21 protein-coding genes are annotated in these 21,135 nt (G+C 72.9%); 15 read left to right on the forward strand and 6 right to left on the reverse strand.

Features of this window, described 5'->3' with window-relative positions; translation table 11 throughout:
* Entirely contained in the window at nt 1-1,311 is a 1,311-nt protein-coding gene (gene deoA, locus ACKUB9_RS05750; RefSeq protein ID WP_407520135.1) for a thymidine phosphorylase, read from the forward strand.
* A 97-nt stretch (nt 1,312-1,408) separates the two neighbouring features.
* On the opposite strand, the gene ACKUB9_RS05755 is transcribed toward deoA, so the two are convergent.
* The 4 genes from ACKUB9_RS05755 to ACKUB9_RS05770 all read right to left on the reverse strand — a co-directional run bounded on the left by ACKUB9_RS05755 (nt 1,409) and on the right by ACKUB9_RS05770 (nt 4,719).
* Nucleotides 1,409-2,407 (reverse strand): SDR family oxidoreductase, encoded by a 999-nt coding sequence (locus tag ACKUB9_RS05755; protein ID WP_407520136.1) that lies wholly within the window; start codon nt 2,405-2,407, stop codon nt 1,409-1,411.
* 101 nt (nt 2,408-2,508) lie between these two features.
* Entirely contained in the window at nt 2,509-3,342 is an 834-nt protein-coding gene (locus tag ACKUB9_RS05760; protein WP_407520137.1) for a formate/nitrite transporter family protein, read from the reverse strand.
* A gap of 111 nt (nt 3,343-3,453) precedes the next feature.
* On the reverse strand, nt 3,454-3,960 hold the full coding sequence (gene gpt, locus ACKUB9_RS05765) for a xanthine phosphoribosyltransferase (RefSeq protein WP_407520138.1): 507 nt from the start codon (nt 3,958-3,960) through the stop codon (nt 3,454-3,456).
* A 12-nt stretch (nt 3,961-3,972) separates the two neighbouring features.
* Nucleotides 3,973-4,719 carry a competence/damage-inducible protein A gene (locus tag ACKUB9_RS05770; RefSeq protein ID WP_407520139.1) on the reverse strand — a complete coding sequence of 249 codons (747 nt, stop codon included), beginning with the start codon at nt 4,717-4,719 and terminating at the stop codon, nt 3,973-3,975.
* Between the two features lie 219 nt (nt 4,720-4,938).
* Between ACKUB9_RS05770 and sfsA the strand changes: the two genes are divergently transcribed.
* On the forward strand, nt 4,939-5,652 hold the full coding sequence (sfsA, locus tag ACKUB9_RS05775) for a DNA/RNA nuclease SfsA (protein ID WP_407520140.1): 714 nt from the start codon (nt 4,939-4,941) through the stop codon (nt 5,650-5,652).
* Here sfsA and ACKUB9_RS05780 read toward each other — a convergent pair.
* On the reverse strand, nt 5,639-6,526 hold the full coding sequence (locus ACKUB9_RS05780; protein WP_407520141.1) for an alpha/beta fold hydrolase: 888 nt from the start codon (nt 6,524-6,526) through the stop codon (nt 5,639-5,641). The genes sfsA and ACKUB9_RS05780 overlap by 14 nt on opposite strands.
* Before the next feature lie 245 nt (nt 6,527-6,771).
* On the opposite strand from ACKUB9_RS05780, the gene ACKUB9_RS05785 reads away from it, so the two are divergent.
* From ACKUB9_RS05785 to ACKUB9_RS05820, 8 genes are all read left to right on the forward strand, one after another.
* Entirely contained in the window at nt 6,772-8,598 is a 1,827-nt protein-coding gene (locus ACKUB9_RS05785; RefSeq protein ID WP_407520142.1) for an aminopeptidase P family protein, read from the forward strand.
* 91 nt (nt 8,599-8,689) lie between these two features.
* Nucleotides 8,690-9,322 (forward strand): DsbA family protein, encoded by a 633-nt coding sequence (locus ACKUB9_RS05790; protein ID WP_407520143.1) that lies wholly within the window; start codon nt 8,690-8,692, stop codon nt 9,320-9,322.
* Between the two features lie 68 nt (nt 9,323-9,390).
* A complete protein-coding gene (locus ACKUB9_RS05795) occupies nt 9,391-12,837 on the forward strand; it encodes a chromosome segregation SMC family protein (RefSeq protein WP_407520144.1) in 3,447 nt (1,148 codons plus the stop codon).
* A gap of 153 nt (nt 12,838-12,990) precedes the next feature.
* Complete coding sequence (locus tag ACKUB9_RS05800) at nt 12,991-13,371, forward strand: AtpZ/AtpI family protein (protein WP_407520145.1); 381 nt, start codon at nt 12,991-12,993, stop codon at nt 13,369-13,371.
* Between the two features lie 81 nt (nt 13,372-13,452).
* Nucleotides 13,453-14,208 (forward strand): F0F1 ATP synthase subunit A, encoded by a 756-nt coding sequence (locus tag ACKUB9_RS05805; protein ID WP_407520146.1) that lies wholly within the window; start codon nt 13,453-13,455, stop codon nt 14,206-14,208.
* 90 nt (nt 14,209-14,298) lie between these two features.
* Nucleotides 14,299-14,526: a F0F1 ATP synthase subunit C gene (locus ACKUB9_RS05810; protein WP_012336551.1), complete on the forward strand. Its 228-nt coding sequence runs from the start codon at nt 14,299-14,301 to the stop codon at nt 14,524-14,526.
* A 151-nt stretch (nt 14,527-14,677) separates the two neighbouring features.
* Nucleotides 14,678-15,241, forward strand: coding sequence for a F0F1 ATP synthase subunit B (locus ACKUB9_RS05815; protein ID WP_407520147.1), 564 nt, complete (start codon nt 14,678-14,680; stop codon nt 15,239-15,241).
* A 105-nt stretch (nt 15,242-15,346) separates the two neighbouring features.
* Nucleotides 15,347-15,832: a F0F1 ATP synthase subunit B family protein gene (locus ACKUB9_RS05820; RefSeq protein WP_407520467.1), complete on the forward strand. Its 486-nt coding sequence runs from the start codon at nt 15,347-15,349 to the stop codon at nt 15,830-15,832.
* A gap of 115 nt (nt 15,833-15,947) precedes the next feature.
* Here the strand turns inward: ACKUB9_RS05820 and ACKUB9_RS05825 are convergent, their stop codons facing one another.
* The gene (locus ACKUB9_RS05825) at nt 15,948-16,235 is read right to left on the reverse strand and encodes a hypothetical protein (RefSeq protein ID WP_407520148.1); all 288 of its coding nucleotides are present in this window, start codon (nt 16,233-16,235) and stop codon (nt 15,948-15,950) included.
* Between the two features lie 422 nt (nt 16,236-16,657).
* On the opposite strand from ACKUB9_RS05825, the gene ACKUB9_RS05830 reads away from it, so the two are divergent.
* From ACKUB9_RS05830 to ACKUB9_RS05850, 5 genes are all read left to right on the forward strand, one after another.
* A complete protein-coding gene (locus tag ACKUB9_RS05830; RefSeq protein ID WP_407520149.1) occupies nt 16,658-17,671 on the forward strand; it encodes an NADPH-dependent curcumin/dihydrocurcumin reductase in 1,014 nt (337 codons plus the stop codon).
* 92 nt (nt 17,672-17,763) lie between these two features.
* On the forward strand, nt 17,764-17,982 hold the full coding sequence (locus ACKUB9_RS05835) for a hypothetical protein (protein WP_407520150.1): 219 nt from the start codon (nt 17,764-17,766) through the stop codon (nt 17,980-17,982).
* A 262-nt stretch (nt 17,983-18,244) separates the two neighbouring features.
* On the forward strand, nt 18,245-19,330 hold the full coding sequence (locus ACKUB9_RS05840) for a transglycosylase SLT domain-containing protein (RefSeq protein WP_407520151.1): 1,086 nt from the start codon (nt 18,245-18,247) through the stop codon (nt 19,328-19,330).
* Between the two features lie 83 nt (nt 19,331-19,413).
* Nucleotides 19,414-19,668, forward strand: a complete 255-nt coding sequence (locus ACKUB9_RS05845) for a hypothetical protein (RefSeq protein WP_407520152.1) — start codon at nt 19,414-19,416, stop codon at nt 19,666-19,668.
* Between the two features lie 115 nt (nt 19,669-19,783).
* Entirely contained in the window at nt 19,784-20,809 is a 1,026-nt protein-coding gene (locus tag ACKUB9_RS05850) for a DUF808 domain-containing protein (RefSeq protein ID WP_407520153.1), read from the forward strand.
* The last annotated feature ends 326 nt before the right edge of the window (nt 20,810-21,135 follow it).

Consider the following 21,135-nt stretch of genomic DNA (forward strand, 5'->3'; position numbering starts at 1 on the left):
GTGCTGCTGCCGCAGGAGATCATTCGGGCCAAGCGCGAGGGGGCGGTGCTGCCGCCCGAGGCGATCGAGCGATTCATCGCCGGGCTCACGGAGGGCCACGTCACGGAGGGGCAGGCGGCGGCCTTCGCGATGGCGGTGTGCTGGCGCGGGCTGTCGCTGCCGGAGCGCGTGGCGCTGACCCGCGCCATGACGCTCTCCGGCACCGTTCTGTCCTGGGACCTGCCGGGTCCGATCCTCGACAAGCATTCGACGGGGGGCGTGGGCGACACGGTGAGCCTCGCGCTCGCCCCGCTGGTGGCGGCCTGCGGCGGCTTCGTGCCGATGATCGCGGGGCGCGGCCTGGGCCATACCGGCGGCACCCTCGACAAACTCGACAGCATCCCGGGCTATGCCACCGCGCCGGACATCGCGCATTTCCAGCGGGCGATGCGGCAGGTCGGCTGCGCCATCATCGGCCAGACGCCGGACCTCGCCCCGGCCGACCGGCGCCTCTACGCGATCCGCGACGTTACCGGCACGGTGGAGTCGCTTGATCTCATCACCGCCTCGATCCTCTCGAAGAAGCTCGCCGCCGGTCTCGGAGGGCTGGTGATGGACGTCAAGGCCGGCTCCGGCGCCTTCATGGCGACGCGGGAGGAGGCGCAGGCCCTCGCCGAGAGCCTCGTCACGGTGGCGAACGGGGCGGGCCTGCCGACCCGCGCCGTCCTCACCGACATGGACGCGCCGCTGGCGAGCGCCGCCGGCAATGCCGTCGAGGTGCTGTACGCCCTCGACTACCTCACCGGGCGGCGGCGCGAGCCGCGCTTCCACGCCGTCACCCTGGCGCTCGGGGCCGAGATGCTGGTGCTCGGCGGCCTCGACCCCGACCACGCGGCGGCCACCACCCGGCTGGAGGCGGCGCTCGCCTCGGGCCGGGCCGCCGAACTGTTCGGCCGCATGGTCGAGGCCCTGGGCGGCCCGCCGGACGTGGTGGCGCGGCCCGACCGGCACCTGCCGGGCGCGCCGGTGCTGCGGCCGGTGCCGGCCCCCCGGGCCGGCCGCGTCGTGGCCATCGCCACCCGCGAGATCGGGCTGGCGGTGATCGGCCTCGGCGGCGGCCGCACCAAGCCGCAGGATGCGATCGACCACGCGGTCGGCCTCACCGACCTCGCCGCGCCCGGCGCGGAAGTGGCGGCGGGCGAGCCGATCGCGATGGTGCATGCGCGCAGCGAGGCCGCGGCGGAGCGGGCCATCGCGGCCGTGCAGGCGGCCTACCGGATCGGGGACGGTCAGGGGGCCGGTGGAGACCCGATCCTGGCGCGGGTGGTGTGAGACCCGCGCGCCCGCGCGGGACACGCGGGTCCCCATATCAGGATTCCGCGCGGCCCGCTTTTGACCGGTGAGGTGGTTGGGGCGAGCCGCCCCCGCCTCACGCCCGCCGCTTCATCAGCGCGGCGGCCGCCAAGCCCACACCCGCCACGACGGCGCTGGTCGTCAGCGGGTGCAACTGTGCCCGGGTGTAGGTGCTGGTGCGCCGCACGTAGCCCGGATATTCGCCGCGGGCGTGCCCGTCCTGGCCGGGCTCGTGCAGCGCGCCCTGCGGGTCGCGCGGGGGCTCCTGGCTGAGCTGGGCGACAGCGAGGCGGGAGCCGAGGCGTTCGAAGGTGCGGGGGGCGACCTTCTTGAACCCGCTCATCACCCGGCCGCCGCCGCCGACGTAGATCTCGCGCTGCGGGTGGACGGCGGCGTGCAGGATCGCGCGGGCGACCTCGTCCGGGTGGTAGACCGGCGGCGGCAGTTGCGGCTCGCGGTCGGTGTAGTTCCGGGCGTGCTGCGGCAGCGGCGTGTCGATCGAGCCGGGCTTGATCAGCGTCACCGAGACCGGGGCGCCGTCCATGTCCAGCTCCGCCCGCAGGCCGTCCGTGAAGCCCCGGACGGCGTGCTTGCTCGCCGAGTACATGGCCTGGAGCGGGATCGCCAAGTCGGAGGCGATGCTGCCGACGTTGATCAGGGCGCCGCCGCGCCGCTTCAGGTACGGCACCGCCACGAGCGAGCCGTAGACTGTGCCCCAGAAATTGGTCTGGAACAGGCGGTCGCTGTCCTCGTCGCTCACCTCTTCCAGGCGGCCGAAGATCGAGATGCCGGCGTCGTTCACCCAGGTGTCGAAGCCGCCGAAGCGCTCGACCACCCGATCGGCGAGGGCCTGCACGTCCTCGCGCCGGCCGACATCGCCGACCACGTGGGTCGCCTCGCCGCCCTCGCGGGCTATCTCCTCCTGGATGGTCGCCAGCGCCTCGGCGTTGCGGGAAAACAGCACCACGCGGGCGCCGTGCCGGGCGGCCATGCGGGCGGTGGCGAGACCGATGCCGCTCGACGCGCCGGTGATGACGATCACCTGCTGGGCGAGGGGCTTGTGGGCATAGGCCATGTCGCGTCTCCGTCCTGGTGGGGAGTATGTGGAAATCCCCACCCCAACGAATGGCGGCGCGATGCGTTCACGGTGGCGCGGTGCGGCGCCTGGGGCTGCGGTCACTCGACGTCCGGCGCCACCTGCCCCCAGTTGAGCACCGCCACCAGCGCGACGCCGCCGAACAGGTTGCCCAACAGCGTCGGCAGGAAGAACCGCCCGACATAGTCGCCCCAGGTCGCCTCGCCGAGAAACACCAGGTAGGCCGCATCGACCGAGCCCGCGACGACGTGCGCGAGGTTGCCCACCGCGATCACGTAGGTGAGGATCAGGATCACGAACGGCCGGGCGTCGCCCGAGGAGGGCAGCAGCCAGACCATCAGGGCGAGCAGCCAGCCGGCCAGCACCGCCTTCAGGCAGGTGGTCCAGAACGGATACGCGAAGACGTGGTGGCTGAGCTTGCGGAAATGCTCCCGCACGCTCTCGTCGAACACCTCCGTGTGGGCGAGCGCCGCGGCGAACAGGATGGTGCCGACGAGGTTGGCGGCGAGCACGATGCCCCACAGGCGCAGCACTTGGACCAGCACCTTGAGCGTGCGGTCGTGCAGCAGCGGCAGCACCGGCGTCAGGGTGTTTTCGGTGAAGAGCTGCTGGCGGCCCATCACCGCGATGAGGAAGCCGAGCGTGTAGCCCCAGCCGCTGACCAGTTCGCTCCACTTCGCCTCCGGCAGGTGCGCCAGCAGAACCCCCTCGCCGACGAGCGAGAAACCCATCGAGAGGCCGGCGGCCAGACCCGAGAGCGCGAGCGCCGAGGCGGTGCGGGCGAGATCCTCGACGCCCTCGTGGCGGATGACCTCGTGGATGATGACCGCGCTCGGCCAGCGCTCCTCCTCGACCTCCTCGGCGACCTCCTGTTTGCGGGTCTCCGGGTCGGCGTCCTTGGTCGGGTCGCGCATGGCAGGCTCGCGTGCGGCCGGATGATCCCGGTCATGCGCAAAGCGCCGAGCTCGGTTCGGTTCCGCGATGTCGCCGGAATCGTCGGCCGCGCTGCCCTACGGTTCGGCCAGTCAGCCGGAACTACCCGGATGCAGCGGCGCCTGATAGGCGAGCCCCATGTCCCAGGGAAAATAGATCCAAGTGTCCTGGCTCACCTCGGTCACGAAGGTATCGATCAGCGGGCGCCCGGCCGGCTTGGCGTAGACGGTGGCGAAATGCGCCCGCGGCAGGAGATCGCGCACGACCTGTGCGGTCCGGCCCGTATCCGTGAGGTCGTCGATGACGAGCACGCCCCGGCCGGTGCCGTCGCCGATGGCCCGGATGCTCGGCGCCACCTCCTTGAGCACCGTGAGCGCGCCCTGCTCCTGGTAGTCGTGGTAGCTCGCGATGCACACCGTCTCGATCAGCCGGATGCCGAGTTCCCGCGCCACCACGGCGGCCGGGACGAGGCCGCCGCGGGTGATGCAGACGATCGCCTCGAACGGCCCGGCGCCCGTGAGCCGCCACGCCAGCGCCCGCGCGTCGCGGTGGAACTGGTCCCAGGAGACCGGAAACGCCTTCTCGCCGGCCGCCGCCATCGCCTCCCTCCCTCACCCCTTGGCGGCGTGCAGGCGCGCGACCGCCGCCTCGATGTCGCGGCGGGCCGCCGCCACCGCCGCGGCGTCGCGCCCGCGCACCACGATCTGGTTGCGGAATCCCGCGGGCGTCATCGACGGGTAGGAGCCGATCGACACGTCCGGATGCGCGCCCGCGACGGTGGCGAGGTCGGCGGCGTAGGCCCCCTCGGGCAGGGCTCCCGCCTCAATCGTCTCGGCGATGACCCGCGCGCCGGTCCTGAGCCGCGGCGCCACCCGGTCGAGCATCGCCTGCATGATCGAGGGCACGCCGGCCATCACGATCACGTTGCCGATCATGAAGCCGGGCGCCTTGGAGATCGGGTTCTCGATCAGCTCGGCTCCGAAGGGGATGCGGGCCATGCGCAGCCGCGCCTCGTTGAGGTCGGCCTCGGCGATGCGCTCCAGCAGCATCGCCCGGGCGCGCGGATCGACGTCGATGCCGACCCCGAACGCCGCCGCCACGCAATCGGCCGTGATGTCGTCGTGGGTCGGGCCGATGCCGCCGGTGGTGAACAGGTAGGTGTAGCGGGCGCGCAGCGCATTGACGGCGCCGACGATCTCCTCGGCCACGTCCGGCACCACGCGCACCTCGCGCAGGTCGATGCCGGAATTGGTGAGGTACTCGGCGATGTAGCCGATGTTCTTGTCCTTGGTCCGGCCCGACAGGATCTCGTCCCCGATGACCAGGATGGCGGCCGTGACCGGTTGCGGCTGGGACATCGGATCTCCTGAGGCGAGCACGGATTGGCTCTATCGCGGCCCTGCGCGCCGCTCAAGCATGGCCCGGCCGGTTCGCGGCTGCTTGAGCGCTCTCCGCCGAAGTGGAGTCCGGTTCGGCGCAAGAGAGCGCGGAAAACAAGGAGCGAGAACGGGATCCGATTGCAGCGCGATCGGATCCCGTTCTAAGCGGGGCGTGATGCAAAGCTCCGCCTCCCGCCCGTGCGCTTCCCCGCCCCGCTGACCGAAGGGCGGCTGCTGCGCCGCTACAAGCGCTTCCTCGCCGACGTCGAACTCGCCGACGGCGCGGTGGTCACGGCCCATTGCGCCAATCCGGGCGCGATGCTGGGCCTCGTGGTGCCGGGCCGGCCGGTTCTGCTCTCCGCCGCCGCCAATCCGGCCCGCAAGCTCGCGTGGTCCTGGGAGATGGTGGAGGCCGACCTGCCGGGCGGGCCGCAATGGGTCGGCATCAACACCCTGCGCCCGAACGCGCTCGTGGCGGAGGGGTTTCGCGAAGGCACGCTGCCCGCCCTGCGGGGCGCCACCGCGCTCAAGCCCGAGGTGCGCTATGCCCGCGCGAGCCGGGTCGACTTCCTGGCCGACGGGCCGGACGGTCCCTGCCACGTCGAGGTGAAGAACTGCCACATGATGCGCCGGGCCGGCCTCGCGGAATTTCCGGACTGCACCGCCGCCCGCAGCGCCCGGCACATGGACGATCTCGCCGGCGTGGTGCGCGCGGGCGGCCGGGCGATGGTGATCGTCGTGGTGCAGATGCGCGCCGAGCGCTTCGACGTGGCGGGCGACATCGACCCGGCCTTCGCGGCGGCGTTCCGCCGCGCCCGGGCGGCGGGCGTCGAGACCCGCGCCTATGCCTGCCGGCTGAGCCCGGAGGAGGTCGCGCTCGCGCACGAGATCCCGATCGTCACGGCGCCCTAGACGGCCCGCCGGCGCCGGCCCGACGCACCAAGAAATCCCGGGTGAGGGCGGCGATCTCGTCCGCCTTCACGTCCAGGGCGAAATGGCCGGCATCGAGCAGGTGGACCTCCGCGTCCGGCACGTCGCGCCGGTAGGCCTCGGCCCCAGCGGTCTGGAACGACGGATCGAATCGGCCCCAGAGCACGAGGAGCGGCGGCCGGTGACGGCGCAGCCAGCGCTGCCAGTCCGGATAGCGCGCGACGTTCGTGCGATAATCATAGAAGAGGTCGGTCTGGATGGTGTCCTGGCCCGGCCGGCTCAGGAAGGCGAACTCGTCCGTCCAGAGGTCCGGGTCGTAGGCGGCCGTGTCCGGGTCGCTCCCCAGGTGCCGCTGCCGGGTGGCCGCCAGCGACAGGAAGTTGTCCCGCAGGGCCGCCTCGTGGGCCTGTCGATCCGCCCAGAAGGCGCGCCGCTTCTCCCAGAGCGGCCCGAGGCCGTCCTCGTGGGCGACGGCATTCTGGACGACGATGGCCGCGATGCGCTCGGGGTGCCGGAGCGCGAGACGGAAGCCCACCGGCCCCCCGTAATCCTGCACGAACAGGCTGTAGCGCCGCAGGCCGAGCGCGACCGTGAAGCCGTCGATCACCTCGGCCAGCCGATCGAAGGTGTAGGCGAACGCGGCCGGATCGGGCGCCTCGCTGTGGCCGAACCCGATGAGGTCGGGCGCGATCAGGCGATGGGTGGCGGCGAGCCGCCCGAGCAGGGGCTCGTACATGCGGGACGACGAGGGGAATCCGTGCAGGAGCAGCAGGATCGGCGCGTCGGGCGGCCCGGCCTCCCGGTAGAACACCGAGAGACCGCCGACCGCGACGGTCCGATAGGAGACCCGAGACATCGCAGCATCCTCCCGATCCGTCGTGCGGGCCCCCGCCGCGATGCCGAGACGCGGCGAGGGGCCGGGCCGTGACCGCGGCGGCGGCCGATCCTCCCGCGATCGCGGCCGGCGAGGGCCTCGTCTTCGTGGCGGATCCTGCGCATCCCGCGTGCGGCGATTCAACATCGCATGGAAACGCCCGCGGAGCAGGGCCGTGGCCGGCGGCCCCATTGCCGCCACGCCGGCTGCGGCGTACCCAGGCAGCCATGATGCACGCCCGCTTCCAGACCTTCGACGATCCCGGCCATCGCGAGGGCGCGGCCCGCATCGCCGCCCTGCGCGCGGCGATGCTGCAGCAGGGTTTCTCGGGCTTCGTGGTGCCGCGGGCCGACGAGCATCAGTCGGAATACGTGCCGCCCCACGCCGAGCGGCTGGCGTGGCTCACCGGCTTCACCGGCTCGGCCGGCACCGCGATCATCCTGCCCGACCGGGCCGCGCTGGTGGTGGACGGACGCTACACCCTGCAGGCGGCCGAGCAGGTGGATGGTGCGGCGATCACCCCGGTGCCGCTCGCCGAGACCACCGCCGAGGCCTGGATCGAGGCGAACCTGCCCGCGGGCGGCGTGCTCGCCTACGATCCCTGGCTCCACACCCCGGACGGGCTCGCCCGGCTGGAGCGGGCGGTGCAGGCCGCGGGCGGGCGGCTCGAACCGGCCCGCCTCAACCTCGTGGACCAGATCTGGATCGATCGGCCGGCTCCGCCCAAGGCGCCCGTCGTGCCGCATCCGGAGGCGCTGGCCGGCGAGGGCGCGGCGGGCAAGCTCGACCGGGTGCGTGCGGCGCTCGCCAAGCAGAAGGCCGACGCCCTCGTCGTCTCCGATCCGCACAATCTCGCCTGGGCCTTCAACCTGCGCGGCGGCGACGTCGCCCACACGCCCCTGCCGCTCGGCTACGCGATCGTCCCCCGCGAGGGGCGCGCCACCCTGTTTCTCGACGCCGGCAAGGTCACGCGCGAGGCGGAGGCCGCACTGGGCGGCCTCGCCGAGCGGGCCGATCCGGCCGCGCTCCCGGGAGCGCTCGACGCGCTGGGTGCCGCCCGGGCGCGGGTGCGGCTCGACGCGGCCACCGGGGCGGTGGCGCTGCGGCGGCGCATCGAGGAGGCGGGCGGCACGGTGGATGTCGGCCCCGATCCGATCACCGCCATGAAGGCCGTGAAGAACGCGGCCGAGATCGCCGGCACGCGGGCGGCCCACCGGCGCGACGGCGCCGCGGTGACGCGCTTCCTCGCATGGCTCGCCCGCGAGGCGCCGGGCGGCGCGGTGAGCGAGATCGCGGCCGTCTGCCGGCTCGAAGCCTTCCGGGCCGAGGGCGGGGACCTGCGCGACGTCTCTTTCCCGACCATCTCGGGCAGCGGGCCGAACGGCGCCATCGTGCATTACCGGGTGACGAAGGCGACGGACCGGACCCTGCGGCCGGGCGAACTCTTCCTGATCGATTCCGGCGCGCAGTACCGCGACGGCACCACCGACATCACCCGCACGGTGGCGGTCGGCGCGCCGACGCCCGAGATGCGCGACCGCTTCACCCGCGTGCTCAAGGGCCACATCGCGGTGGCGACCGCGGCCTTCCCGCGCGGCACCACCGGGGCGCAGATCGACAGCTTCGCCCGCCGCCCGCTCTGGGAGGCCGGCCTCGACTTCGACCACGGCACCGGACACGGGGTCGGCTCCTTCCTGTCGGTGCACGAGGGGCCGCAGCGCATCGCCAAGACCGGCACCACCGTGCTCCAGGCCGGCATGATCCTGTCGAACGAGCCGGGCTACTACCGGGCCCGCACCTACGGCATCCGCATCGAGAACCTGATCCTCGTGGAGGAGCGGACGATCCCGGGGGGCGAGCGCCCGATGCTCGGCTTCGAGACCCTGACCCTCGCGCCGATCGACCGCGCGCTGATCGAGCCCGCGCTGCTCACGCCCGCCGAGGCCGCGTGGCTCGACGCCTACCACGCCCGGGTCGCCGAGACCCTGTCGCCGGACCTCGACCTTGAGACCCGCGCGTGGCTCGACGCGGCGACGCGCCCGATCGGCGCCTGACCCCCGCGACGCCGCTCAATCTTGCCTTCAGACGGCCGGGATTCTACCGATCTGCTCAGTTCGACAGCCCGGCTCCCTGCGGAGAACGACCATGATCACTCGGCGCGACGCGCTGGCGCTCACCGGCGCGGCCCTGCTCCTTCCCCGCCTCGCGCTCCCCTCGCTGGCGCAGGGGCCGGCGGCCGACAGCCTGCTCCAGCCCGGGCCGCTCGGCGACGTCTGGCTCGGCCCGGCCGACGCGAAGTGCACGATCATCGAGTACGCCTCGATGACCTGTTCGCACTGTGCGGCCTTCCACAAGTCCACGTGGCCGACGCTGAAGGAGCGGTGGATCGACACCGGCAAGGTGCGCTTCACCCTGCGCGAGTTCCCCCTCGACCCGCTCGCCACCGCGGCCTTCATGCTGGCGCGCGCCGACAACTCCGCCCGCTACTACCCGATCACCGACCTGCTCTTCGACCAGCAATCCACCTGGGCCTTCGTGCCCAAGCCCCTCGACGCCCTCGAACAGATGATGAAGCAGGCCGGCTTCACGCGCGAGAAATTCGAGGCGACGCTCAAGGACCAGAAGCTCTACGACGGGATCAACGCCGTGAAGGACCGGGGCATGACCGTGTTCAAGGTCAACTCGACCCCGACCTTCTTCATCAACGGGCAGAAGCACCAGGGCGACACCTCCATCGAGGGCATGGAAAAAATCATCAAGCCGATCGTCGGAGCCTGAGGCGCGGCGGCCGGGCCGCGCGGTCGCTGGATCGCCGCGCGGCCTGAGGAGCGCCCGTCGACACCCCGATGAAGCTCACCCGCCTGCGCATCGTCGGCTTCAAGACCTTCGTCGAGCCGAGCGAATTTTTCATCGAGCCGGGCCTCACCGGCATCATCGGCCCGAACGGCTGCGGCAAGTCGAACCTCGTCGAGGCCCTGCGCTGGGTCATGGGCGAGAACTCGCACAAGAACATGCGCGCGTCCGGCATGGACGACGTGATCTTTTCGGGCTCCGGTCACCGGCCCGGCCGCAGCCACGCCGAGGTGATTCTCAGCCTCGACAACGCCGCCCGCACGGCGCCGGCCGCCTTCAATGCCGCCGACGTGCTGGAGGTCGCCCGGCGCATCGACCGGGGCGAGGGCTCGACCTACCGCATCAACGGCCGCGAGGTGCGGGCGCGCGACGTGCAACTGCTGTTCGCCGACGCGGCGACGGGCGCGCGCTCGCCTGCGATGGTGCGCCAGGGGCAGGTGGCCGAGATGATCGCCGCCAAGCCCCAGGCGCGCCGGCGCATCCTGGAGGATGCGGCGGGCATCGGCGGCCTGCATGCCCGCCGGCACGAGGCGGAGCTGCGGCTGCGCGCGGCCGAAGACAACCTCGCGCGGGTCGAGGACGTGCTGACGGCGATCACCTCCGGGGTCGATTCGCTGCGCCGGCAGGCCCGGGCGGCGCAGCGCTACCGCGCGCTGGCCGCCGAGATCCGCCGCCACGAGGCGCTGCTGCTGCTGATCACCCATGCGGGCGCCCGCACGGAGGCCGCCGCCGCGGCGCGGGCGGTGGCCGCCGCGCAGGAGCGCGCCGCCGCCGCCCAGGCCGAGCAGCAGGAGGCGGCGACCGCCCAGGCCGTGGCGGCCGCCGGGCTGCCGCGCCTGCGCGAGGCCGAGACCGAGGCCGCCGCCGCGCTCCAGCGGCTGCAGCATGCCGCGGCCTCTCTCGACGCGCAGGAGCGCCGCGCGGCCGAGCGCCTGCGCGACCTCACCCGCCAGGTCGCGGACCTGCGCCGCGACATCGCCCGCGAGACGGCGTCCCGCGCCGACGCGGCGGCCACGCTGGAGCGCCTCGACGCCGAGGCCGCCGCCCTGGCGGCGGAGGCGGACGAGGACGCCGCGCGGGCGATGGCCGCCGCGCGGGAGGCCGCGGCGGACGAGGCGCTGGCCGCGGCCGAGACCGCGCTCGCCGCCGCCCAGACGGCGGCGGCGGAGCAGCAGGCCCGCCGTGCGGCCCTGGAGCGGGCCCTGCGCGACGAGCGCCTCCGGGCGGAGCGCTTTTCCGCCGAGCGCGCCCGCCTCTCTCGGGAGGCGGCCCAGGCCCCCGCCGGGTTGCGGGATCTCGAGGAGGTCCGGGCCACCCTCGCGGCGGCGGCCGAGGAGAGCGAGATGGCCGAGGAGGCCGCCCTCGCCGCGCGCGACGCGCTGGCCTCCGCCCGCGACGCGGAGGCGCGCGGCCGGCCCACCCTGACCGAGGCGGAGCGCGAGGCGGCGCGGCTCGACACCGAGGCGCGGACCCTCGCCAAGCTGGTGGCCCCCGCGGCCCAGGCCCGCTTCGCCCCGGTGATCGACGCCGTCACGGTCGCGCCCGGTTACGAGGCCGCGCTCGCGGCGGCGCTCGGCGAGGATCTCGACGCTTCCACCGATGCCGCCGCGCCCACCCGCTGGGCGGGTGCGCCCCACCTGCCCGACGATCCGCCCCTGCCGCCCGGGACGGAACCGCTCGCGCGCTTCGTCACGGCGCCGGAACTCCTGGCGCGGCGCCTCGCCCAGATCGCGGTCGCGCCCCGCGCCACGGCGGGCGACCTGCGCGCTGCCCTGCGCCCGGGCCAGCGCCTCGTGACGCGGGAGGGCGATATCCATCGCTGGGACGGATTCACGGTCGCCGCCGAGGCGCCGGCCCCGGCGGCGCGGAGGCTCGCCGAGCGCAACCGGCTCGACGCGCTCCGCGCGCAGGCCGCGCGCGCCCGGGAGGCTGCGGAGGCCGCGCGCGAGGGCTTCGAGGCCGTGCAGGCCGCGGTCCGGGAGGCCGCCGCCGCGGAGGCGCGCGCGCTCGACGGCGCCCGCTTGGCGCGGCGCGGCTTCGATGCGGCGCGCGAGGCCCTGGCGGGGGCCGAGCGCCGGGAGGCCGAAGGGGCGGCCAAGCGCGCCGCGCTCGCCGAGGCGCTGGCCCGCGTGACCGAGGAGGCGGAGGAGGCTGCTGCCCGGATGGAGGCCGCCGCCGAGGCCTTGGCGGAGTTGCCCGAGGACGACGCGGCGGCCCGCACCCTCGCGGCCGCTCGGGCCAGCGCGGAGGCCGGCCGGGCCGAGGCCGCGGAGGCCAAGGCCGCGCGCCTCGCCCTGACGCGGGCCGACGAGGAGCGGCGGCGGCGCCGCGAAACACTCGACGCCGAGCGGGCGCGCTGGCGCGAGCGGGCCGGGCGCGCCGAGGCCGCCCTGGACGAGTTCGCCGAGCGGCTCGGCCGGGCCGAGGAGGAGCTGGGCGACCTCGCCGAGGCGCCCGACACCTTCCTGGTGGAGCGCCGCCGACTCGCGGGCGCGACCGAGGCGGCCGAGGCCGCGCGCCGGGAGGCCGCCGACCGGCTCGCCGCCGCCGAGACGGCGCGGGCCGAGGCCGACACCCGCGCGCGCAGCGCCCTCGACGCGCTGGCCGCCGCCCGCGAGGGGAGGGCGGCGGCGCTGGCCGGGCACGAGGCGCTGGAGCGCCGCCTCGCCGAGATCGCCCGCAGCATCCACGATGCCCTCGACACGGATCCGGACGGGCTGTTCGCGCTCGCGGGCGTCGCGCCCGGCGATTCCCCGCCGGAGGCGGCCGGCATCGAGGCGCACCTGTCCGGTCTCAAGGCCGACCGCGAGCGGCTCGGCGCCGTGAACCTGCGGGCGGAGGCGGAGCTGGAGGAGGCGGAGGGACGGCGCGACGACCTCGGGCGCGAGCGCGACGACCTGATCGAGGCGATCCGCCGCCTGCGCGGCGGCATCGCCAGCCTCAACCGGGAAGGACGCGAGCGCCTGCTCGCCGCCTTCGCGGCGGTGAACGGGCATTTCGAGCGCCTGTTCACCACGCTGTTCGGCGGCGGCACCGCCGAACTGACGCTGGTCGATTCGGACGATCCCCTGGAGGCGGGACTGGAGATCCTGGCCCGCCCGCCCGGCAAGAAGCCCCAGACCATGACGCTGCTCTCAGGGGGCGAGCAGGCGCTCACCGCGACCGCGCTGATCTTCGCGGTCTTTCTGACCAACCCCTCGCCGGTCTGCGTGCTCGACGAGGTCGACGCCCCCCTCGACGACGCCAACGTCGAGCGCTACTGCGACCTCTTGGACGCGATGGCGCGGGACACCGACACGCGTTTCCTCGTCATCACGCACAACCCGATCACCATGGCGCGGATGAACCGGCTGTTCGGGGTGACGATGGCGGAGCGGGGCGTGTCGCAGCTGGTCTCGGTCGATCTCGCCACCGCCGAGTCCTTGCGCGAAGCCGTGTAGGGACGCGCAGGCGTCGCGAATCAGCAAGGCGGACCAACGACTTATGGCTAATTCACGCGTTCTTGACTCCCAAGGTGGGCGAAACTATGGTGCGCCCGCTCGAAGGGGGCACCCGGGTCCGATCCCATCGCCTCGCCGACGTGAGGTCGCGCCATGACCGGCAAAGACCCGCGCGACGAGAACGAGGCCGGTCGGGATCCTGCCGCCGACAGCGATCTCTCCGCGAGGCTCAAACGTCTCGAAACGCAGATCGACCGGAAGCGGCCCCCGGCTGCTCCCGATCCTTCGTCGCGTTCGGGACGGGCCGATCAACCCTCGCCCCTCGGCCAGGCCATGCGTCTCTCGACGGAGTTCGTGGCGGGCGTGCTGGCGGGCGGCCTTCTCGGTTGGGGCTGCGACCGGCTCCTGGGCACCAAGCCCTGGGGACTGATCGTCCTGCTCGTGCTCGGGTTCGCGGCCGGGATCTACAACGTGATGCGCGTGTCGGGGTTTTTTCGTGTCACGGACACGAAGAATGACGGCACGGGGACTTGATCATCCGGTGGATGCCGTGCATCCGCCAGCACGGATCAGGCGCCGCACCCGCGGCGCCGACAGGGGAAGGGCGGGACCGGCATGGCCGCGAAGATGGATCCGATCCACCAGTTCGAGCTGAAGCCGCTGATTTCGTTCGGGCACATCGGCCACCAGGAAATCGCCTTCACGCAGTCGGCGCTCTACATGTTCGCCGCCGTGGGTGTGATCGCGCTCCTCACCATCGTGGCGACGAGCCGCCGCTCCCTCGTGCCCGGGCGCATGCAGTCCCTCGCCGAGACCTTCTACGAGTTCATCGCCTCCACGGTGCACCAATCCGCCGGGCATGGCAGCGAGCGCTTCGTGCCGCTCGTGTTCTCGCTCTTCATGTTCATCCTGATCCTCAACCTGTTCGGGATGATCCCCTACACCTTCACGGTGACGAGCCACATCATCGTGACCTTCATGCTGGCCCTCGTGGTTATCCTGACCGTGATCATCTACGGGTTCATGGCGCACGGCACCCACTTCCTGAACCTGTTCGTGCCCCCGGGCGTGCCCGGCTGGCTGAAGCCGCTGGTGGTGGGCATCGAGGTGGTCTCGTTCATCTCGCGGCCGATCAGCCTCTCGGTGCGTCTCTTCGCCAACATGCTGGCCGGCCACATCGCGCTGAAGATCTTCGCGGGCTTCGTGCCGGCCCTGCTCGCGGCCGGCGCCGCCGGCATCCTCTCGCCGCTGCCGCTCGCCCTCGCGGTCGCCCTCACGGCCCTCGAAGTGCTGGTCGCGGTGCTGCAGGCCTACGTCTTCGCCACGCTGACCTCGATTTACCTCAGCGACGCGCTGCACCCGGGCCACTAAGGCGGCCCGCGCCCCCTTTCCCACCCCGGTTCGCCGTGTCGCGGCCGGATCCCACCCGCCAGACGACTAGACGACCTCAGGAGTACTCAGATGGATCCCGTTGCTGCGAAGTACATCGGCGCCGGTCTCGCCTGCCTCGGCATGGCGGGTGCCGCCGTGGGCCTCGGCAACCTGTTCGGCCAGTTCTTCGCCGGCGCCCTGCGCAACCCCTCGGCCGCCGACAGCCAGCGCGCCAACCTGCTCCTCGGCTTCGCGCTGACGGAAGCGCTCGGCATCTTCTCGCTGCTCGTCGCGCTGCTGCTGCTCTTCGCGGTCTGATCCGAACCGGATCCGCGGGCGCTAAGCGCGCGCGCCGGCCCGGCGCGCGCACGCGGCGCCCACCTCATTCCGTAGCCGCGCCCCCTGACGGAGCGCGGCGGTCCGACGGCCTTCAGCTGCGGGTCCTTCCCTCGCATACCCGGACGACACGATGGCGCAGCCCCAATCCCCCGCCGGCCTGCAGGAAGGCCTGATCCAAGAGCCGGCCTCCGAGCACGGCGGCGGCTTTCCGCCGTTCGAGACCAGCACCTTCGCGGCGCAGATCCTCTGGCTCGCCCTCGCGTTCGGCCTGCTCTACTACCTGATGTCCCGGGTCGCGCTCCCGCGTATTACCGCGATCCTGCACGAGCGGCAGTCCCGGCTTTCCAGCGACCTCGACGAGGCCGCCCGGATGAAGAGCGACGCCGACGCGGCCCGCGACGCCTACGAGACCTCCCTCAAGCAGGCGCAGGACAAGGCCAAGGGCATCGCCCAGACGACGCGCGATCAGCTCGCCGCCGAGGCCGACGCCCGCCGCAAGACCCTCGAGGCCGATCTCGCCACCAAGCTCACCGCCGCCGAGGACCAGATCCGCGCCCGGACCGCGAGCGCCATGGGCAACGTGCGCGAGGTCGCGGCGGATGCCGCCACCGCCATCATCGAGCGCCTCATCGGCCAGACACCCGACCGCACCGCGGTCGAGGCGGCCTACGACCGCGCCCAGACCGCCCACTAAGCAGAATTGCCCCGTGCAATTCTGCTTACGCTCTTTTTGCATCATTTTCGCCGCCGAACCGGCGACCACTTCGGCGAATGATGCTTACCCGGAGGACCGAACATGCTGATGGAAGCGGAATTCTGGGTCGCCGTCGCCTTCTTGATCTTCTGCGGCATCGTCTGGAAGGCCGGCGGCTTCGACCAGATCGTCAAGGGCCTCGACGGCCGGGGCGAGCGCGTGCGGCGCGAGCTGGAGGAGGCCCGCCGCCTGCGCGAGGAGGCCGCCAGCGTGCTGGCCGACTACAAGCGCCGCCGTGACGAGGCCGAGCGCGAGGCCGCGGCCATCGTGGCGAGCGCCCGCGAGGAGGCCGAGCGCGCCGCCGCCGAAGGCCACGCTCGGCTCAACGAGTTCGTGGCCCGGCGCACCAAGGCCGCCGAGACCAAGATCGCGCAGGCGGAGGCGCAGGCCGCCGCCGACGTGCGGGCCGCCGCGGCGGAGGCCGCCGTGCGGGTCTCGGAGACCATCCTGCGCGAGAAGGTCAGCGGCGAGGCCGCCCAGGACCTCATCCGGCGCAGCCTCGGCGACGTGCGGACGCGCCTGCGCGCCTGACGCCGGAGCCTGTCCGGAGGACGACCGACCGCTCCTCGCGGGCGGACCCGTGCCTCGACATGCGAAGCCTGACGGGCGCCGCGGCCCAGCCGCGGCGCCCTTTGCTTGTGGGGGATCAGCGACGCGGTCCGCCGGACGTGTTGCCGAGCTGCTGCTGGTAGCCCGGACGGGACGGGTTGCGGGCGTTCGAGTCCCCGGACCGCATGGAGTTGCGGCGCATCATGCGCCGGCTGCGCATGTCGCGGGCGCGGACCATCTCGCGCCGAGAGGCGACCGTCTCCACCATGCTCTCGCCCGAGAGTCCGATGGTCGGGACGGCGGGAGCGGCGGAGGCGGGCGTGACGACGGCCGCCGCGGTCAGCAGCAGCGCGCCGCAGCCGAGGGCGAGTGACGTACGGATCATGGGCTGACTTCCTCGATGTGGTGGCGGTCCGGCTCGGCCGCGTCCCACATCTCGGCGTCCAAGACCGGCCGAACCGCGCCGCGATGACGGAATGGATCGCGCCGGAGTGGGATCGGCCCCACGGAGCGCCACGTGTCATCTGATCTTGGGAGCCGAGACATGAGCGAGAGGCCGTCCCGTCCGCAGGGTTGGGACGGAGGTGTCCTGTCGACAGGCACGTCCGATGTGCCATCGATGTCCATTAAACGGATGGCGATTGAATTGGGTCCTGCCGAAGTGGAAGGATATTTGCGGCAGGCGCGCGGATCGTTCGGCCATGAGCGTGGCGGCCGGTCGTCGCGGCGTTGACGAGGGCGGGCAGGGCGCCAAGTCGGTGGCGCGGCCGCAGCGCCGCTCGGGACACCATGCCAGGGGAGACCGCCATGTCCGACGTCAACCGCCGCATCGTTCTCGCATCGCGCCCGCACGGCGAGCCGACGGCCGCGCATTTCCGGCTGGAGCGCGGCACGGTCCCGGTGCCGCGCGACGGCGAGGTGCTGCTGCGCAACCGCTACCTCTCCCTCGACCCCTACATGCGCGGCCGGATGAGCGCGGCGAAATCCTACGCCAAGCCGGTCGAGATCAACGAGGTGATGGTCGGCGGCACCGTGGCGGAGGTCGCGGCCTCGAACCATCCCGGCTTCGCGGTGGGTGACACCGTGCTCGGCTACGGGGGCTGGCAGGACTACGCGGTCTCGAACGGGCAGGGCCTGCGCAAGCTCGATCCGGCCGCCGCCCCGGTCACCACGGCGCTCGGCGTCCTCGGCATGCCGGGCATGACCGCCTATACGGGCCTGCTCACCATCGGCGCGCCGAAGCCCGGCGAGACGGTGGTGGTGGCCGCCGCCACCGGCCCGGTGGGCTCGCTCGTCGGGCAGATCGCCAAGCTGAAGGGCGCCCGGACCGTCGGCATCGCGGGCGGCCCCGACAAGTGCCGCCACCTCACGGAGGAACTCGGCTTCGACGCCGCGGTGGACCATCGGACCGCCGATCTGCCGGCCGCCCTGGCCGAGGCCTGCCCGGCGGGAATCGACGTCTACTTCGAGAATGTCGGCGGGGCCGTGTTCGATGCGGTGCTGCCGCTCCTCAACGACTTCGCGCGCATCCCGGTCTGCGGCCTCGTGGCGAACTACAACATGACCGAGCTGCCGCCCGGCCCGGACCGGGTGCCCGCCCTCATGCGCGCCACCCTGAGCAAGCGCCTGACCTTCCGCGGCTTCATCGTCTGGGACTTCGCCGAGCAGGAGCCGGCCTTCCTGGCCGAAGTCTCGGCTTGGTTGCGGGAGGGCCGCATCCACTACCGGGAGGACGTGGTCGAGGGGCTGGAGTCGGCCCCCGAAGCATTCATCGGCCTCCTCAAGGGACGCAATTTCGGCAAGCTGATCGTGAAGCTGTGATCGGAGATTCTCAGGATCGGCGGATGGCGCTGGAACCTTGCGGCAGGCCGCAGGTTTCATCGCCCACCCGCTGAGATCCGAAGGAGATCCTGATGAGAGTGATCGCGATCCTGGCCGCGACCGCGGCCCTCACGCTGTCGGCCGCCGGCGGAGCCGAGGCCAAGGGCTGCATCAAGGGCGCCATCGTGGGCGGAGCCGCGGGCCACGTCGCCGGCCACGGCGTCGCCGGAGCCGCCGCGGGCTGCGTCATCGGCCGACACCAAGCCAACAAGCGGGACCGCGCCAAGGATGCCCAGACCGCGCCGCGCTGAGGCCAGCGCCGCGCTGAGGCCAGCACAGGGCGGCCCCCGGGCCGCCCTTCGCAGTGCAACATGGTGAAGAAGCCGTTAACCCGATCGCCGCAATAGCAAAGCTTGGCCGTAAGCTCGGCCGTTTTCTGATGGGATAAGGGCGAAGCTTGCCCGCGACGCGCTCACGCGACCGCGAGCGTCGCCGTCATGTCGCCACAACTCCCCGGCTTCCTGCCGGAAACGCGCCGGACTCACGCGGCGCCTTTCTGGGGCACAGGACACGATGCAGCAGCGCGCGATCGGATCGTCGGCCGGACCGTCGGCACGGGGCACGCGGTGGGTTCCGGCGGCGTCGCGGGACGCGTTGACGCTCGGCGGGGCCGCGCGCTGCGGCCATGGCGGCGTTCCGTTCATCGCCCGCACGGTGCTGATCGCCGGCGCCCTCGCGGCGGGCCTCGGCGCCCTGCTCAACACCTACGGGCCGGACCTCGCGACCAGCCGTCCCTCGGTGACCCTGATGGCCGACCTCTTGGTGATGCCTCGCCCCCGGGTGCAGGCGCAGCCCAAGGAGGCCCCCCTGCGCGCGCCGGTCCACGACCTCGACACGGCGCTCGGCTCGGACGGCGTCGACCGCGTCTCCTACGACGACCTGATCTCGGCGACGCTCGGCGGCGACCCGAACGAGGTGCTGGTCTTCGGGCCGATGAAGGTGCGCCGCCACATCGTGCAGACCATCGTCAAGGCGGCCTACCGCACCAGCATGGATCCGGTGCTGCTGATGGCGGTGGCCGACAAGGAATCGAGCTTCCTCACCGAGGTGCAGGCCCGCACCTCCTCGGCCACCGGCCTCTACCAGTTCATCGAGCGCACCTGGCTGCAGGTGATGCGCGAGTTCGGGGCGCAGCACGGCTACGCCCGCGAGGCGGCGCTGATCGGCGAGGATTACGCGGTCGCCGAGGCCGCGGACCGCGCCCGCATCCTCGACCTGCGCCGCGACCCGGCCCTCTCGGCGCTGCTGGCGGGTGAGATGCTCAAGCGCGACAGCGCCCGCATCGCCTCCCGCATCGGCCGCCCGCTCAGCCTCGGCGAGACCTACCTCGCCCACTTCCTCGGGCCGGACGACGCCGAGCGCTTCATGGCCAAGGTGGTCGAGGAGCCCAAGGCCGAGGCCGCTTCCCTGCTGCCGAAGCCGGCGAAGGCCAACAAGCCGATTTTCTACGAGCGGGTGGGGCGGCGGAAGGCCCGCAGCCTGACGGTGGCCCAGGTGCACGACAAGTTCGAGGCCATGATGACGACCCGCGGCGACCGCTACCGCGACGTCGGCTCGATGATGGGCGTGATGGCCTACGCGGCGGCGCAGGCCCCCTGACGGCCCGCCGATTTGATCGGGCGGGAACCTGCCGTACACTCGCGTCTTGGAGCGGAATGGCGCCGACAGGATTCGGGAGGGCGATGGCAGTGAAGGACGATGCGGATTCCTACGCCCGGGATTATGCCGCCACGGCCGGGCAGCAGGCCGCCTTCTTCCGCGAGCAGGCCGAGCGCCACCGCCGCGAGGCCGCCAGGATTCGCCACGACGCCGAGATGAGCACCGGCGAGGAGGCCCGAGCCGCGCAGACGAAGCGCGCCGAGCAGCTCGAAACCCTGGGGCGCCACGACGACACGATGGCGGACGCCTTCGAGGCCAGGGCGCGCGGGCCGCACTGACCCGAGGATCGCGCGCGGGATCCGGGCGTCGCCTGCAGGATCCCGGCATCGCCCGCAGGATCCCAACCACCGAGCGGGAGTTCATCCGGCTGGTGCAGCCACGACCGGATGCCGCATGGCCACAGGACTCCTCGCCCTGCTCGACGACATCGCCGGCATCGCCAAGGTGGCGGCCGCCTCGCTCGACGATGCCGCCGGCCAGGCCGCCCGGGCTGGGGGCAAGGCGGTCGGGGTGGTGATCGACGACACCGCGGTGACACCCCGTTACGTGACGGGCTTCTCCCCGTCCCGCGAGGTGCCGATCGTCTGGAAGATCGCCCTCGGCTCCCTGCGCAACAAGCTCCATTTTCTGCTGCCCGGCGCCCTGCTCCTCAGCCTCTTCGCTCCCTGGGCGATCACGCCGCTGCTGATGCTCGGCGGGGCCTATCTGTGCTTCGAGGGGGCCGAGAAGGTGGCCGAAGCGATCCGGCCGCACCACACGGAGGTGCAAGCCTCCGCCGCGCCGGCCCGGGACCCGCAGGCCCTGGAGGACGAAAAAGTCCGCAGCGCCGTCAAGACCGACTTCATCCTCTCGGCCGAGATCATGGCCCTCACCCTCGCCACCGTGGCCGAGTCGCCCTTCGCCACGCAGGTGTTCGTGCTCGCCGTGGTCGGCATCGGCATCACGCTGTTCGTCTACGGGATCGTCGCGCTGATCGTGAAGGCCGACGATGCCGGCCTGGCGCTCGCCCGTGAGCCGCGGCCGGCCTCGACCCTGCTCGGCCTGCGCGCGGCCCCCGCGGGCGCGCCGACGGGCGGCGACCGGGCGCTCGGCCCGGTGACGCAGGCATTCGGCCGTGCGTTGGTGCGCGGCATGCCCGTTCTGCTGCGCGGCCTCGGCATCCTCGGCACCGCCGCGATGATCTGGGTCGGCGGCGGCATCATCGTGCACGGCCTGGAGAGCTACGGCCTCGGCGCCATCGGGCACACGATCGAGCACGCGGCGGAGGCGGCCGGCGCGTGGCTGCCCGTGCTCTCCGGCGCCGCCTCCTGGCTCGTCACCGCGGCGCTCTCGGGCGTGCTCGGCCTCGCGCTCGGCGCGGCCCTGATCCCGCTGGCGCATTACGTCGTGACGCCGGTCCTGCGCAGCCTCAAGGCCTGACACACGGCCTCATCTGCCGATCGTGGACCCGTTCTGCGGCGAGGGCGTGAGGTTCTCACGTGGAGCGGAAACGTCGCAAAACGCCGTTCAGGCCGGTTCGACTGCGCAGGAAAGTGCCACCTGGCGGCCGATGGCGCATGATTTTGCAACATATGGGCTTGCCGTTGCCCCATCCGAGACGCTACGGTCCTTTTGCCTAGGCCGTACAGAAGGCAGCCGAACGGCCTCACGTCTAGGAAGGAAACGCCCAGTGCGGCAGCGGGGGGGGGGGGGGGGGGGGGGGGGGGGGGGGGGGGGGGGGGGGGGGGGGGGGGGGGGGGGGGGGG

Origin of the sequence: Methylobacterium oryzisoli, from assembly GCF_046557895.1 — a bacterium.
GTDB classification, from domain to species: domain Bacteria; phylum Pseudomonadota; class Alphaproteobacteria; order Rhizobiales; family Beijerinckiaceae; genus Methylobacterium; species Methylobacterium oryzisoli.

What these genes read in the sequence shown, in the direction of transcription:
- ACKUB9_RS05755 (WP_407520136.1), bottom strand. Translation starts at nt 2,407, where the DNA reads ATGGCCTATGCCCACAAGCCCCTCGCCCAGCAGGTGATCGTCATCACC.
- ACKUB9_RS05760 (WP_407520137.1), bottom strand. Translation starts at nt 3,342, where the DNA reads ATGCGCGACCCGACCAAGGACGCCGACCCGGAGACCCGCAAACAGGAG.
- gpt (WP_407520138.1), bottom strand. Translation starts at nt 3,960, where the DNA reads ATGGCGGCGGCCGGCGAGAAGGCGTTTCCGGTCTCCTGGGACCAGTTC.
- ACKUB9_RS05770 (WP_407520139.1), bottom strand. Translation starts at nt 4,719, where the DNA reads ATGTCCCAGCCGCAACCGGTCACGGCCGCCATCCTGGTCATCGGGGAC.
- ACKUB9_RS05780 (WP_407520141.1), bottom strand. Translation starts at nt 6,526, where the DNA reads ATGTCTCGGGTCTCCTATCGGACCGTCGCGGTCGGCGGTCTCTCGGTG.
- ACKUB9_RS05785 (WP_407520142.1), top strand. Translation starts at nt 6,772, where the DNA reads ATGATGCACGCCCGCTTCCAGACCTTCGACGATCCCGGCCATCGCGAG.
- ACKUB9_RS05790 (WP_407520143.1), top strand. Translation starts at nt 8,690, where the DNA reads ATGATCACTCGGCGCGACGCGCTGGCGCTCACCGGCGCGGCCCTGCTC.
- ACKUB9_RS05795 (WP_407520144.1), top strand. Translation starts at nt 9,391, where the DNA reads ATGAAGCTCACCCGCCTGCGCATCGTCGGCTTCAAGACCTTCGTCGAG.
- ACKUB9_RS05800 (WP_407520145.1), top strand. Translation starts at nt 12,991, where the DNA reads ATGACCGGCAAAGACCCGCGCGACGAGAACGAGGCCGGTCGGGATCCT.
- ACKUB9_RS05805 (WP_407520146.1), top strand. Translation starts at nt 13,453, where the DNA reads ATGGCCGCGAAGATGGATCCGATCCACCAGTTCGAGCTGAAGCCGCTG.
- ACKUB9_RS05810 (WP_012336551.1), top strand. Translation starts at nt 14,299, where the DNA reads ATGGATCCCGTTGCTGCGAAGTACATCGGCGCCGGTCTCGCCTGCCTC.
- ACKUB9_RS05815 (WP_407520147.1), top strand. Translation starts at nt 14,678, where the DNA reads ATGGCGCAGCCCCAATCCCCCGCCGGCCTGCAGGAAGGCCTGATCCAA.
- ACKUB9_RS05825 (WP_407520148.1), bottom strand. Translation starts at nt 16,235, where the DNA reads ATGATCCGTACGTCACTCGCCCTCGGCTGCGGCGCGCTGCTGCTGACC.
- ACKUB9_RS05830 (WP_407520149.1), top strand. Translation starts at nt 16,658, where the DNA reads ATGTCCGACGTCAACCGCCGCATCGTTCTCGCATCGCGCCCGCACGGC.
- ACKUB9_RS05835 (WP_407520150.1), top strand. Translation starts at nt 17,764, where the DNA reads ATGAGAGTGATCGCGATCCTGGCCGCGACCGCGGCCCTCACGCTGTCG.
- ACKUB9_RS05840 (WP_407520151.1), top strand. Translation starts at nt 18,245, where the DNA reads ATGCAGCAGCGCGCGATCGGATCGTCGGCCGGACCGTCGGCACGGGGC.
- ACKUB9_RS05845 (WP_407520152.1), top strand. Translation starts at nt 19,414, where the DNA reads ATGGCAGTGAAGGACGATGCGGATTCCTACGCCCGGGATTATGCCGCC.
- ACKUB9_RS05850 (WP_407520153.1), top strand. Translation starts at nt 19,784, where the DNA reads ATGGCCACAGGACTCCTCGCCCTGCTCGACGACATCGCCGGCATCGCC.